A 14,405-nucleotide genomic window follows, 5' to 3' on the forward strand; every position below is an offset into this window, starting at 1 on the left:
AATTCAGGGTTTTCCCCTAGTACTTTAGAGAGGGGTCAGAAAAAGGAGGAAAAGAGACTTAAACCAGTCCTTTGTTGATGGCCTCCTTCACTAGTCCGGCTGTATTTCGGACTCCCAACTTTTGAATCAAGTTGAGGCGATGGCTTTCCACTGTCTTAGGAGAGATGAAGAGTTTTTCTGCAATCTCAGCAGTGGTCATTTCGTCGATCACCAATTCCAATACTTCCTTTTCTCGGCGTGTAAGTTTAGGAATGTATCCAACGCTAGGTTTCCCGAGTGCATCTTGAAGCAGGATGTCTTTTATTTTGCTTTGGAGGTATTCTTTCCCCTCCATCACTTCGCGAATCGCGGAAATGAGTTCTTCTTGCGTGGTGTCTTTCAATAAGTAACCAGAAGCACCGTTCTTCATCATATTACGCACCATGACCGCTTGATTGAAAGTAGTCAAGGCGATGATCTTCATTTCAGGATGCTCTTTCTTATAGACCTTGCACAATTCGATACCGTCTCCGTCAGGGAGGTTGATATCAAGCAATAAAACGTCAGGTACCTCCTCCTCGAATCCTTTTCGGGTAGCGGCATCCGAAAGCCACTTCCCTACTACTTGAATGTCATCAATAGATTGCAGGAGGTCGCTAATCCCGTTGAGGATGAGCTGATGATCGTCTGTAACACCCACGCGTATCATGAGTGGAAAGATAAGTGATTCTTAGTTGGAGTAGAACTTATACTCCCATTTCTCCAATCCGTTCTCCCCTTCAACCAGAGTGTCAAAGTGAAGTTCTTCTTCTACCAGCTTTTGGATTTCGTAGTCGATGACTTCACCATCATCAAAGGTCACACGGATAGAGCGCTTGCTGTCAATCCACTCCCAATTTCCAAGGCGAGTAAACTGGTTTTGATCATCAGGAAGCAATCCTGACCAAAGGTGACGGCTTTCAATCACTCCGCCATCACGATCAAATTCGAACTCCCATGCAATCACATAGTTGTTTCGATCTGTACCATTCACTTGGAAATCACTGTGATTCCATTCTTGACAAAGACGAGCCTTCTTTGAAGAGAAGACAAAGCGAGGGTTTTCTTCGTATTTCTGGCATGACATCATTCCGCCAACGGCGAAAAGAATTACTAAGAGATGCAAAGTGAATTTCATAGCTCTAAGATTTCTGCAAAGATGCCTCTTTATTGCAGAACTAGGCGTTCTTGAGCAGTGAATTCTCCGTCGTTGAATTGTACAATGTATGAACCTGCAGCAAGGGAGCTGAGGTCAATTTGTATCGTAGCTCCATTTACTTGGAATTGCATGACCTGCTTTCCAAAGGTGTCAATCACGGATAGATTTCCTTTGCTCAACCCAGTCAGCGTGATCAAGCCGTTTGATGGATTCGGGTACATCTCCAGGCGGTTGATGGCCTTCTCCTCTACCGAGACGATTTGTCCTTCAATTAATTCCGGACGGAAAGTCTCGAGATTGAAGCGCATCATATCGATCTGCTCATTGGTGAACATATTGACACAATCATCCTGGTTGTAGTCCATGTAGTTCTCGCTGTTATCAGGTAGGTCTCCCATACCGTCGTCACAGGTATTCTGGTTGAAGTTGCACGCAAAGTTGTTCGATACTTCGATCGTTGGTGTGTCTTCAATTCCGTCATCAACAGAGCACCCATCGAAGAACCCATCACCCCATGTGTGACGCAGTCCGAGGTAGTGACCTACTTCGTGTGTGAGTGTGCGTCCGCCTTCATTGCCAGGGAAGTTATCGTCTCCGGCTACTGGGTTGTTGCTTCCTACGATTGGGTAGTAGAGTACAACACCTTCAACTCCTTCTGGAATTTCATCAAAGAAACCATCCCAGTTCTCCGCTCCAAATGGAGGGTAGGCAAAACCGAAGAGCTGTGCGCCGAAGTTTGCGGTGATGTTACATACCCAAATGTTGAGGTAGTGATCAGGATCCCATGCGTCTACACCACCAGTCTCGGTGAATTTCACTTCATCGAGGGTGATTTCGGTGCTTAGGAGGTCAAAGAAGAAGTCTTCTCTATCTGTTTCTACACGGTCAATACCATCTGTAGGGTTGCCGTCTGGATCTACATCAGCAAGTACGAATTCTAGTTCAGCATCACCAGCGAAGGGTAAAAATTCTTCACGTGTTTCAGATGCGTTTTCGTTCAGGCGACGGAAATCGGCATTCAACACTTCCATCTGATCAAAAATGACCTCATCAGGAAGGTTCTGATCTTCCGTATTCCAAACGATGTGAAATACTACTGGGATCTCGTAAACAGTAGCTCTTGAATTGCTTGATTCCTTTGCTGCACGCGCCGCATCGAGGTGCTGAGCTTGACAAGCATCTTGGAATTCTGGGTTACGTTCAGCAATCTTTCGAAGGGCGAGATCAAAACCGCAGTAATGTGTTTCTTGGGCGAATGCATTGCCCACGAAGAGGCAGCATAAAACGGCTAAAATGTAGTTTCTCATGTTGTTTGGCGTTTCCGACTATTCACATAGCTAGTGGAAAAAAGACAGTCCTAGTAAGTGAAAGTTCGCTGAATTTACGCGAAAATTGTTTCTCATGTCGACCGGAGATCAAACAAAAAAAGGATTGCAAAGGGATTTTGAGCCTGCTGCAGAGGACGATTGGAGAGCTCGCGTTCACGAGATTATCTTCGAAGCGGATACTCCTGCAGGTAAGCGATTTGACATTGCACTGCTATGGTTAATCGTAGCCAGTGTCATGGTGGTAATGCTGGAAAGTGTTGTCGAAATCAAAGAGAAATACGGCAACCTGCTTCAAATCTTGGAATGGACGTTCACGATCGTTTTCACCATTGAATACATCGCCCGACTGGTATCAGTCAAGAAGCCATTGCGTTATGTCTTCTCCTTCTTTGGTTTGGTTGACCTCTTGTCGATCATCCCAACTTTCCTGGGGCTCTTCCTTCAAGGTTCAGGTTCCTTGCTGGTGATTCGAATATTACGACTCCTGCGTGTGTTCCGTGTCCTGAAGTTGATTGGTTTCCTTAGAGAAGCGCGTGTTTTAGGAGAAGCCTTGCGGGCCTCTCGACGAAAGATCGCTGTCTTCCTGATGACAGTGGTGGCCTTGGTGATCATCTTGGGTACCTTGATGTACATTATTGAAGACGCTGAAGCTGGATTTACGAGCATTCCGCGAAGTATATACTGGGCCGTCGTGACGCTGACTACCGTCGGCTATGGTGACATCGCGCCGGCTACCGCCTTCGGACAATTCTTGGCATCGGTGATTATGATCTTGGGTTATTCAATTCTGGCCGTGCCTACGGGAATCGTGTCTTCAGAGTTAGCGCGCACTGAATTTAATCACACCAATACCCAGTCATGCAGCAGCTGTTCACGAGAAGGACATGCTGACGATGCCATTTTCTGCAAATTTTGTGGCGAAAAGCTCTGATCGTGCGTTAGTAATGATGAACAATCAGGAACTTTTTGACGTATATTTCCTCACTACTCATTTATCATGTAGGATTTTACGATAGATGAGTATCCGACTACCCATTTCGAGAACCGAGTAAAGAAAATATCCATGGAACAGCCGAAGCGCTTATTCGACTTCCCATTATATCAGTTAGAGAAATTCCCACGCGAGGTCATGATGACTTCGAAAGTCAACGGTGAGTGGCAAACGTGGTCGACACAACAATTCGTCGACCAGATGAATGCTATGTCCCGCGGACTGCTCAAGCTGGGAGTGCAGCCAGGTGAAAAAATCGCCTTGATTTCACACAACAACCGCACGGAGTGGAATATCTCTGACCACGCTATTCTTCAGATCGGAGCCATTGACGTTCCTATTTACCCTACGATGTCGGCTTCGGACTATGAGTACATCTTCAACCATGCTGGAATCACGCATTGCTTCGTTTCGAATCAAGAACTATTCGAAAAAGTAGAAAGTATCCGTGGACAGGTTCCTTCGATGAAGAATGTTTACACCTACGAAGAAGTTCCAGGGGCAAAGAATTGGAAAGAAGTCTTGGACGCTGGCGCTGGAGACGATAACTCGGAAGTAGAGCGCATTCGTGAAGGAGTGGATCCTCTTGAATTGGCGACAATCATTTATACTTCAGGTACCACAGGACTTCCAAAAGGTGTGATGTTGAGCCATAACTGTATCGCTAGTAATGCGATTGACAGTTGTGAGCGACTCCCAGAAGTATCTGACCGGGGATTCCGCACCTGTAGTTTCCTACCTGTGTGTCACATCTTCGAGCGTATGCTCCACTACTTGTACATCTACAACGGAGCAACGATCTACTTCGCAGAAAGCTTGGAAACAGTGAAAGAAGACCTCTTCCACTCGAAGCCAATGATGTTTACTGCGGTACCTCGTCTACTTGAGAAATTCTACGACGGAATTGTAGCGAAAGGAGCAGCAGCAGGTGGGGTGAAGTCTAAGCTCTTTGCTTGGGCCGTTGGCCTAGCACTGCAATGGGAGCCAGAAGGAAAGAACGGAGCATTCTACGAGTTTAAGTTGAAGATTGCTCGCAAGCTGGTTTTCTCGAAGGTGAAAGAAGCGCTTGGTCTCACAGAAATTGAAGCCGTCGCTTCTGGTAGTGCTGCGCTACAGCCACGACTAGCTCGTTTCTTCAATGGAGCAGGCATTCCAGTTTATGAAGGGTATGGATTGACAGAAACGTCACCAGTCATCTCGGTGAACACATTGAATAGTGATGGCATGCTTCGCGTTGGTAGCGTAGGTAAGCCAATCAAGAACGTCGAAGTAAAGATCGCCGAAGACGGTGAGATCCTTTGCAAAGGACCTAACGTCATGATGGGGTACTACAACGACGAAGAGAAAACCAATGAAGTACTCAAAGATGGTTGGTTCCACACCGGTGATATTGGTGTGGTAGATGACGGGTTCTTGCGGATCACTGACCGTAAGAAAGAGATCTTCAAGACATCTGGAGGTAAGTATGTAGCTCCACAGCTACTTGAGAACTCGCTAAAAGAGTCACTTTACATCGAGCAGTGCATGGTTATCGGAGAAGCACGTAAGCACCCGAGTGCATTGATCGTTCCTGCATTTGATGCTTTGAAAGAATGGTGTCGTCGTCACGACATTGAATGGACAGTTGACGATGTTGACGCATGTGATCCTCGTGTGAAAGCACGCATCCAAGAAGATATTGATCGATTGATGGAGCCTTACGGAACCTGGGAAAGAGTGAAGAAGGTGCAATACCTCAAAGAGCCTTTCTCGATTGAAGGTGGTGAGTTGACTCCTACCCTCAAGTTGAAGCGTAAGCCGATCCTTTCGAAATACGCTGACGTAATCGAGAAGATCTACGTTGACCCATGATCGAACAACTCGAATCCTGGGATCAGGAGCTCTTACTCTTTTTGAACTCACTTCGTGCCGACTGGCTCGATCAACCGATGTTCGCCATGACCAAAATGTGGTTCTGGATTCCGATCCTGGCCTTTTTGGTGTATGCACTCTATAAGAAGTACCCTGGTGGAAAGCAGTTCATGGTTATTGTACTTGGCATCGCGTTAACCGTAGCGGCCAGCGACCTGATCTCTTATCGCCTATTCAAACTTCAAATCAAACGCTATCGTCCAACTCACCATTTGGTTATTGGGGAACAAGTCCAAACTGTGACTGACTTCGATGGCAATGAATACCGTGGCGGTAAGTACGGTTTCCTTTCTTCACATGCCACAAATTACTTCGGCATCGCGACCTTCGTATTCATTATGTTAGGCCGCGCTCGTAAGTATCGCTGGCTCTTTATTTGGGCGGCGTTGATCGCTTATACCCGCATCTACCTCGGGGTGCACTACCCTAGTGATATACTTTGTGGGGCAATTCTCGGCATTTTGATTGCACTTGGTACCACACGCTTAACTAACTTGGGCCTGCAATACCAAGCAAGGAATGCCTAATCTTCTCGCCGTATTTATTGGAGGTGGAATCGGTAGTGTAATACGCTATTTGATTGGCAAGGGAACCGTGAATATCATGGGTGATTTCCCTATAGGAACCCTGATTGCCAACGTGTGTGCCACAGCTATTCTCGCATTTGCCTTGAGCTTTTGGGGTAACTCTGACAGCACGCCTTCATGGCTTTCAGCACTCGTCATCGCAGGCTTTTGTGGTGGCTTCAGCACCTTTAGCACCTTCTCTGTTGACACCGTGAAATTGTACACTTCAGGACACACCGGCCTTGCCTTAGCCAATGTGCTCATTAGTGTCATAGGATGTGCCTTCATCGCTTGGATGATTGTAAAGAAATTGTGAATTGCTTTCTCGCCTAACGGCGGAATGTAACTTTGCCCCAAATCTCGTAACCATGAGAAACCTACTACTAACCGCTTCTGCTTTATTGTTGCTTTCGTGCGGAGGAAACGAAGTCATCTATACTTCTCAGGATGCGCCCCCGCCGCCGCCGCCTCTTAAGGTGGAATTGATCATGGATAATGAAACCAACGATTTGATGGCCGGACGTCCGAAATTGGTCGTTGGTATTGTGGTTGATCAAATGCGAACGGATTACCTCTACCGCTATTGGAATGACTTTGGCGAAGGTGGATTTAAACGCCTTGTGGGAGATGGATTCTTCTGTTCAGACCATCATTACAGCTATGCACCAACTTACACAGGTCCTGGTCACGCATCTGTTTACACGGGAACAACCCCGGCAGTGCACGGTATCATAGCCAACGATTGGTTCGATCGCGAAGAAGGAATGGTCTACTGTGCGAAAGACAAGTCAACACGAGGTTTGGGTACGGCGAAGAAAAGCGGACGCATGTCACCCCACCGTTTAATGACTACAACGATTGCTGATGAGTTGATGCTCAGCAATCAATTCCAAAGCAAGGTCATTGCTCTATCTATGAAAGATCGTGGAGCGATTCTACCTGCCGGTGGCAAGCCCACTGGAGCTTACTGGTTCATTGGCAAAGACGAAGGGAACTTTGTGACCAGTGATTGGTACATGGACACACTACCTCCTTGGGTGGTTGAATTCAACAATCGAAAGCTGTCAGAACAGTATGTCTCACAGGGATGGGATCTGCTCAAGGATGCTTCGGCGTACAATGAAAGCTACATTGATAACAATCCGTATGAAGCTCCATATCAAGGACAAACTCGTGCAGCTTTCCCATACGACTGGAGTGATATTACGGAAGATCGCTACAACCTCATCAAGGGGTCTCCGCATGGAGCTACGATTAGTATTGACTTTGCCATTGCTGCCATGGAGGCCGAAGAAATGGGTCAAGATGACCAGCCCGATCTTTTAGCAATCAGTATCTCGAACACAGACTACGCTGGACATCAATTTGGTCCGCAATCGATGGAGGTTCAAGACACTTATTTGCGCTTAGACCTTGAAATCAAACGTCTGCTCGACTACCTCGATGCGAATGTGGGGGAAGGTGAATACACCGTCTTCTTGACTGCAGATCACGGCGGAGCTCCCGTACCGAGCTACATGGAAAGCAACAAAATGCCTGGTGGCTATTGGAAAGCGCAAGCCATGCTTGACGATGTTGATGCCGCACTGCAGGCAGAGTTTGGGAAAGGTGATTGGGTAAAAAATTACTCGAACGATCAATTCTTCTTCGACCAGGAGCTCATGGCTGACCGCAACATAGAAATGGATGACATCTCTGAGGTTGTGATTTCGGTAGCGATGAAGCAGCCTGAGGTATACGCTGCCTTGGCGAAGGAAGAATTCTTAGAACAGGATTATGATGAACTACCGCTCCGTAATGTTCAGCGCGGGATTCATCCACAACGATCAGGGGATGTGATTCTCTTGGTTCGTCCTGGATACATCGAATACGGTTTCCAAGGAACTACTCATGGTTCTCCGTTCAGCTATGACACGCATGTGCCGTTGATCTTCTTCGGAGCTCAAATTCCGAAGGGGGAAGAAATTGCACGCACGACTCATATCCGCGATATCGCACCAACTATTGCTCGCTTGCTTAGAATCACGCAGCCTACGGGTTGTACTGGTGAGGTAATCGACGAAATCTTCGAATAAGATGGCCCAAAAGATTACTTACCGCGTTTGGTCGGAAAAGCCTCATTCTCGCTACCTCGATCTGGAAGCTCATATTCCAACAGGAGGAAGAAAGGAACTCACCTTGCAACTGCCAGCATGGCGTCCGGGACGTTATGAATTGGGCAACTTCGCTCGAAACATCCGTAGCCTAAGCGTCAGCGTTCCGAGCGATAGCGAGAAAAAAATCAACGCGGTTAAAACAGGCAAAGACACCTGGCAAGTCAACTGCGACGGTCATGATTCAATTGTAGTGCGCTACGATTATTATGCTGCTGAATTGAACGCAGGATCTACATGGGTGGACGCTGATCAGATTTATGTGAATCCGGTCAATTGCTTCCTTTACTTGCCTGATCAGCAAGACACGCCGTATGAGATTACGGTAGAGATGGAAGAAGATTTTCGTCTAGCCACAGGCATGAAGGTCGAAGGCAACACGATGTTCGCTAAGGATGTTCAAGAAGTGATGGACTGTCCGTTCATTGCCTCGCCAGATTTATGGGAGCGCACTTATGAGGTGGACGGAAAGCAGTATCACATTTGGATACAAGGGCGTCATCGTTTAGATGAATCGCGTTTGCTTCAGGAGTTTGAAGCCTTCACCAAAGCACAATTGGCTGCCTTTGGTTCGATTCCTTGTGACGATTACCATTTCATTTTCCATTTCCCAGATCATGCTACGCGTCACGGTGTAGAACATGAGAATTCAACGGTCATTGCACTTGGTCCGGCAGAGAAACTCATGAAAGTAGATGGCTATGATGAAATGCTAGGGATTTCCTGCCACGAGCTCTATCACACATGGAATATCAAGAGTATCCGTCCGAAAGAAATGATGCCATACGACTTCTCGAAGGAGAATTACAGTCGTTTAGGGTATGTAGCTGAAGGAGTCACAACTTATTACGGTGATCTCTACCTCTATCGTTCGCAAGTATTTAATGAGCAGAAGTATCTCTCGCTTCTTGCAGGACAGATTCAACGCCATTTGCACAATCCTGGTCGTTTGAATTTGAGTGTGGCTGATAGCAGCTTTGATACATGGCTGGATGGATACCAAGCGGGTATTCCTCATCGCAAGGTTTCGATTTATACTGAAGGATGTCTGACGGCGTTCATGACCGACGTTGAAATCATGCGATCTACTAACAATGAACGTTCATTGGATGATGTCATGAAAATCATGTACGAACGATTCGGACTGAAAGGAGAAGGATACACAGAAGCTGACTACCGAAACGCTGTAACGGAAGTTGCTGGGAAAGATCTGAATGTGATTTTCGATCAACTGATCTACGGCACGGATGACTATACGGAGCACTTGAACTCAGCATTAGATTACCTCGGGATTTCATTTGACATGTATGATGACAACACCTTCATGCAACAGACGGGGGTCTTCCACTTCAATAGCAACGGTAAGGTTAAAGTACACGATGTGTGGCCTGATTCTCCCGGAGACCGCGCAGGATTAGGACGCGGTGATGAGCTGATTTCATTGAACGGAATTTTGGTTGATGAATTGATTAATGAGCGAATTCAATTCACTGGAAGAGACAAGACCATCGCATTCATTCGCGACCGCGCCTTGTATGAAGCTGAAATCGAACTGGATAGAGATGTATACTATCCGCGAGTTTCTTTGAAGCGGAAAGAATCAGCGAACGAAGCCTTCCAGAAATGGGCATGGCTTGAAAAAAAGGCTTAGATTCAACTCATAATTACGCCAAAACACTAAACAATGGAACAAAAATCACTTTCGAACGCAACCGCGTCACTTGTTCTTGGAATTATTTCAATTGTAGGGAGCTGCCTATTCGCCGGACTAGTTGGATTGATCACTGGAATCATCGGATTAGTAATCTCAGGAAAAGACAAAAAGGAATACGCTGCCAACCCAGAAGCTTACACAGAGCAATCGTACAAGCTGAGCAAAGCTGGACGTGTATGCTCTATCATCGGACTCATTTTGAGTGCTCTAGCATTTATCTTCGTGATCATCTACGTGGTGTTCATGGGAGCTGCATTCTCAATGATGCCTTGGGAAGAAATGCAAAACTCTGGATACTAAACTCCAGACTTTAACAAACTTGAAATGGGGCCTAGGCCCCATTTTTTGTTTCTTTGAATATGCTTGAGTGCCTCACGAAAAAACACCTTGGAGTGGACTGTCCAGGTTGCGGATTGCAACGATCTGTGCTCTCTCTTTTCGAAGGTAATTTCGTGGATAGTTTCATTTACTACCCAGGGCTTCTCCCTTTGCTCGTTGGTATTTGTTTTTCCTTCCTATTTATGTGGCGCAAAGCAGATCTATTTATCGTCATCGCCAAAGCGGCCTACATCATTGCAGGCGTTGTCATTCTAGGAAATTGGATCTTGAAATTGACCGGGGTGATTCCTTGTCCGGTCTAGTTATTCTTCACCCATAAAGACATATTGGAGCATGTTCGCTCCCATCTCAAATGCCTCTTGGCGAAGTTCGTCTGGATCTTTGTGTACCTCCCAGTCTTCCCAAGCATCTCCGAGGTCACATTCGAAATCATAGAAACAGACCAATCTGCCTTCGTAGATGATGCCTAATCCTTTCGGCGCTCCGTTATCGTGTTCATGCACTTTCGGAAGTCCAGATTCCAAATCGAACTTCTGATGGTAAATTGGATGATCGAAAGGAAGTTCAACGAAATCAAGTTCAGGAAAGACCTTCTTCATTTGCGGACGTATGAATTTGTCCATTCCGTAGTTGTCGGAGATATGAAGGAAGCCACCTGATGTCAGATAATTCCGAAGATTCTCAGCGTCTGAAGCCGAAAAAACCACGTTTCCATGTCCGGTCATGTGGACGAATGGATAATTAAATAGATCAGGGCTGCCGACCTCAACGTAGGGAACATCGTCTCCGATATTCATTCCAAGGTTCTCATTACACCACTCAACGAGATTGGGCACACTGGTAGGGTTTCCGTACCAATCGCCGCCTCCGCTATACTTCAACACAGCCACTTGCCATGAAGCAGGCTGAAAGCCGCTCAAGACAAAGAAAAGCAAGAAGAATCCAAGAATTTTGAAACGCATAAAACAAAGTTACGTACCACAATGACAATAACGAAACTCGGCGTAAAGTTCGTGCCTCTAAATGGGGGTAGCTTTTCCGCTAACGAATTTATATATTTGCGCCTCGCAAAAATTAAACCTTAAAAACCCATGCAGAACAAGAGTGCTGTATTGCTCTTCACCATCCTGCTAGCCCTTGCAACGGTATACATTTTATCGTTCAACTTCGTAGCTAACCGCTTCGAGGCAACGGCTCAGGTACACGGTGCGTTCGTTGCTGATTCTCTGGAAAACGCTGGTGCGATTACCGCAGCAGAGAAAGAATCTGTAGCAGATGCTGAAGCTCGTGAATTCCTTCGCGATTCAGCGAATGCTGAGATCTACCCAGTTTTCGGTCACACGTACAAGAAGGTGAAGGCGAATGAGCTCAACCTCGGACTAGACCTTCAGGGAGGTATGAGCGTGACGCTAGAAGTTGCTATCGATGAGTTGATCATCGCATTGAGTGACTATTCCGATAATGCTGATTTCCTTGCTGCCATTGAAGCGGCGCGAGTTGAACAGAAGAATGCTAACACCGATTTCGTTTCCCTATTCGCTGACGCTTGGGAAGCACAGGGAAGTCCGGTGGAACTATGGCGCATCTTCCACAACATGGAAAACAAAGACCTATTCCCAGCAAAGAGTACGGACGATGAGATCATCGAAGTACTTCGTAACGAAGCTGAGACGGCGATCAACAACTCGGAAAACATCATTCGTAAGCGTATTGACCAGTACGGTGTAGCACAGCCTAACGTGCAGAAGCTATCACTTACAGGTCGTATCCTAGTTGAACTTCCAGGTGTTGATGATCCAGAGCGTATTCGTGAGAACCTTAAGGCGACTGCGAATCTTGAATTCTGGGAAACATACTACAACGACGATCAGGTGAACGGTAAGACCGTATTCGAACGCCTTGTTGCTGCGAACAACGCCATTGCGCAGGCGAAGTACCCTGAATTGTTTGATGAAGACGAAACAAACGACAACATAGGAGAAGATGTTGCTGATGCTGTTGAAGACGCTGTTGACGCAGTGGTAGATGCGGTTGAAGACGCTGTTGACGGAGAGGAAATGGCTGATGCTGACTCCCTTGATATAGATGAAGCTGCTCCAGATTCAACCATGTCAATAGAGGAACAGCGTAAACGTTCTCCTCTGTTCGTAATGTTGAATCCACAGATTCAAACACGCAGCATCATCGTTGGTCAAGCATTGACTCGTGATATCACTGAGATCAACAAAATGTTGGCTATGCCAGAAGCACAGGCTGAGCTTGGTCCAAACTTGAAGTTGATGTGGGAAGCTGAACCAAACGGATTGGTTTCTGCACTTTACGCTATTCGCGACGACTCAGGAAAAGGAAAAGCAAAGCTTGACGGTAAGACTATCGTTGACGCTCGCGTTGGATACGATCAGATTGGTGACGTAGTTGTTACGATGAAGATGGACAGCGAGGGTACAGCTACTTGGGCAGCAATGACCACAGAAGCTGCGAACGACGGTAACCGTCAGATCGCTGTTACACTTGACGACCTTGTATACTCTGCTCCTTCTGTGAACTCGCCTATCACAGGTGGTAGTTCAGAAATCCAGATGGGATCTGGAGAAAATGCACAAGATAAATTCGCTGATGCAGAAGACCTGGCTGGTCTACTAAAGGCTGGTTCACTTCCTGCGAAAGCGAAGATTGTAAACGAAGTAACGATTGGTCCTGAGCTTGGTGAAGAAAACATCAACGCTGGTCTTTGGTCATTCGTGATCGCATTGTTAGTGATCCTTGTTTACATGGTGTTCTACTACAAAGGAGCTGGTTTGGTATCAGACATCGCGTTGATCGCCAACCTGTTCTTCCTGATCGGTGCCCTTGCTTCACTTGGTGCAGCATTGACACTTCCTGGTATCGCTGGTATCGTTCTTACGATCGGTATGGCGGTAGATGCCAACGTACTTATCTATGAGCGTATTCGTGAAGAGATGCGCGGAGGTAAAGGAATGAACCTAGCGGTGAAAGAAGGTTACGCGAAAGCGTACTCTGCCATCATCGATGCCAACTTGACAACGCTTTTCACAGCGATCGTTCTTTACGCATTTGGTTCTGGTCCTATCCGTGGTTTCGCAACGACCTTGATCATCGGTATCTTCACATCGCTATTCTCTGCGATCGTGTTGACACGTCTGATCTTCTTCACGCGCATGGAGAACAAGAAAGCTTTGTCTTTCTACACAGAAACAACAAAGAACTGGTTCACTAAGACGAAGATTGACTTCGTTGGAAAGCGTCGTATCTTCTACGTTGTTTCAGGAATCATCATCGCAGCTGGTATCGGTTCATTGGTGAGCCGCGGACTAGACTACGGTACTGAATTCACAGGTGGAACAACCGTAGATATTCTCTTCGAACAACCAATCGACTTGGAAGAAGCACGTGGTTACCTACGTGAAGCGTTCACTGAAAATGGTGTTGAAGGAAATCCAAAAGTACAGACCACTGAAAGTGATGCGAAGATCCGTGTGACTACAAACTACTTGGTAGACTACACTGGAGATGACGTTGACCAGAAGATCAATGACGCTTTTGACTCGGCTCTCAGCCAGTTGAATGTTCCTTACACGAAGCCATCATACCAGAAGGTAGATAGCAGTATGTCAGATGACTTCACACGTGGAGCGATGTACGCAACGATCTTCTCGTTGTTGGTTATCTTCCTTTACCTCGTATTCCGTTTCCGCAGATGGCAGTTCGGTCTTGGAGCCTTGATCGCTATGGCGCACGATGTGATCATCGTACTATCGCTATTCTCGATCTTCTATGGTATCCTTCCGTTCAGCATGCAGATTGACCAAGCGTTCATCGCAGCTATCCTGACGGTAATTGGTTACTCGATTAACGATACGGTGGTTGTATTCGACCGTATTCGTGAGTACCTCGGACTCTACGGAAACAAGCACGAAGCGAAAGAGATCATGAACAACGCACTGAACAGCACATTGAGCCGTACAGTGAATACTTCTCTTTCTACATTCGTTGTACTTCTTACCATCTTCATCCTAGGTGGAGATAACATCAAAGGATTCGTATTCGCCTTGATGGTGGGTGTAATCGTGGGTACTTACTCATCGATCTTCATCGCGACTCCTTCGGTTCTTGACTTCACAAAAGACCTCGCAGGTAAGAAGAAGTAATTGAAACTTTGCCGTAAGGCTAAACATAGGTTAAAAGGGCTCGATTAGGCGGGCCCT

At 46.5% G+C, this 14,405-nt stretch carries 12 protein-coding genes and 1 pseudogene; 9 read left to right on the forward strand and 4 right to left on the reverse strand.

All coding sequences use genetic code 11. From position 1 onward, the window contains the following. Window positions 1-58: 58 nt before the first annotated feature. From RA156_RS10075 to RA156_RS10085, 3 genes are read right to left on the reverse strand one after another with little or no spacing between them, the layout of a single operon-like run. Window positions 59-688 carry a response regulator gene (locus RA156_RS10075; protein WP_306639864.1) on the reverse strand — a complete coding sequence of 210 codons (630 nt, stop codon included), beginning with the start codon at window positions 686-688 and terminating at the stop codon, window positions 59-61. Between the two features lie 21 nt (window positions 689-709). Continuing rightward, window positions 710-1,156 carry a hypothetical protein gene (locus tag RA156_RS10080; RefSeq protein ID WP_306639866.1) on the reverse strand — a complete coding sequence of 149 codons (447 nt, stop codon included), beginning with the start codon at window positions 1,154-1,156 and terminating at the stop codon, window positions 710-712. A gap of 29 nt (window positions 1,157-1,185) precedes the next feature. Continuing rightward, the gene (locus RA156_RS10085) at window positions 1,186-2,484 is read right to left on the reverse strand and encodes a zinc-dependent metalloprotease (protein ID WP_306639867.1); all 1,299 of its coding nucleotides are present in this window, start codon (window positions 2,482-2,484) and stop codon (window positions 1,186-1,188) included. 94 nt (window positions 2,485-2,578) lie between these two features. On the opposite strand from RA156_RS10085, the gene RA156_RS10090 reads away from it, so the two are divergent. The 8 genes and pseudogenes from RA156_RS10090 to RA156_RS16660 form a co-directional block, all read left to right on the forward strand. Next, window positions 2,579-3,436, forward strand: coding sequence for an ion transporter (locus RA156_RS10090; RefSeq protein WP_306639869.1), 858 nt, complete (start codon window positions 2,579-2,581; stop codon window positions 3,434-3,436). A 132-nt stretch (window positions 3,437-3,568) separates the two neighbouring features. Continuing rightward, on the forward strand, window positions 3,569-5,347 hold the full coding sequence (locus RA156_RS10095) for an AMP-dependent synthetase/ligase (protein ID WP_306639871.1): 1,779 nt from the start codon (window positions 3,569-3,571) through the stop codon (window positions 5,345-5,347). Next, window positions 5,344-5,934 (forward strand): phosphatase PAP2 family protein, encoded by a 591-nt coding sequence (locus RA156_RS10100; RefSeq protein WP_306639873.1) that lies wholly within the window; start codon window positions 5,344-5,346, stop codon window positions 5,932-5,934. The genes RA156_RS10095 and RA156_RS10100 overlap by 4 nt, the downstream gene beginning before the upstream one ends. Further along, window positions 5,927-6,289 (forward strand): fluoride efflux transporter CrcB, encoded by a 363-nt coding sequence (gene crcB / locus RA156_RS10105; protein WP_306639874.1) that lies wholly within the window; start codon window positions 5,927-5,929, stop codon window positions 6,287-6,289. The genes RA156_RS10100 and crcB overlap by 8 nt, the downstream gene beginning before the upstream one ends. A gap of 52 nt (window positions 6,290-6,341) precedes the next feature. After that, the gene (gene pafA, locus RA156_RS10110) at window positions 6,342-8,048 is read left to right on the forward strand and encodes an alkaline phosphatase PafA (protein WP_306639875.1); all 1,707 of its coding nucleotides are present in this window, start codon (window positions 6,342-6,344) and stop codon (window positions 8,046-8,048) included. A 1-nt stretch (window position 8,049) separates the two neighbouring features. Further along, on the forward strand, window positions 8,050-9,777 hold the full coding sequence (locus RA156_RS10115; RefSeq protein ID WP_306639877.1) for a M61 family metallopeptidase: 1,728 nt from the start codon (window positions 8,050-8,052) through the stop codon (window positions 9,775-9,777). 33 nt (window positions 9,778-9,810) lie between these two features. Then, complete coding sequence (locus tag RA156_RS10120; RefSeq protein WP_306639879.1) at window positions 9,811-10,140, forward strand: CCC motif membrane protein; 330 nt, start codon at window positions 9,811-9,813, stop codon at window positions 10,138-10,140. Between the two features lie 59 nt (window positions 10,141-10,199). Beyond that, window positions 10,200-10,289 (forward strand): annotated as a pseudogene (locus tag RA156_RS16660) (DUF2752 domain-containing protein); the annotation flags it as partial. A 192-nt stretch (window positions 10,290-10,481) separates the two neighbouring features. Here RA156_RS16660 and RA156_RS10125 read toward each other — a convergent pair. Beyond that, window positions 10,482-11,141, reverse strand: a complete 660-nt coding sequence (locus RA156_RS10125) for a DUF4159 domain-containing protein (protein WP_306639880.1) — start codon at window positions 11,139-11,141, stop codon at window positions 10,482-10,484. Window positions 11,142-11,270: 129 nt separating this feature from the next. On the opposite strand from RA156_RS10125, the gene secDF reads away from it, so the two are divergent. Then, on the forward strand, window positions 11,271-14,348 hold the full coding sequence (gene secDF, locus RA156_RS10130) for a protein translocase subunit SecDF (RefSeq protein ID WP_306639881.1): 3,078 nt from the start codon (window positions 11,271-11,273) through the stop codon (window positions 14,346-14,348). Window positions 14,349-14,405 lie beyond the last annotated feature (57 nt).

Origin of the sequence: Sanyastnella coralliicola (genome assembly GCF_030845195.1) — a bacterium.
Lineage (GTDB): Bacteria > Bacteroidota > Bacteroidia > Flavobacteriales_D > Sanyastnellaceae > Sanyastnella > Sanyastnella coralliicola.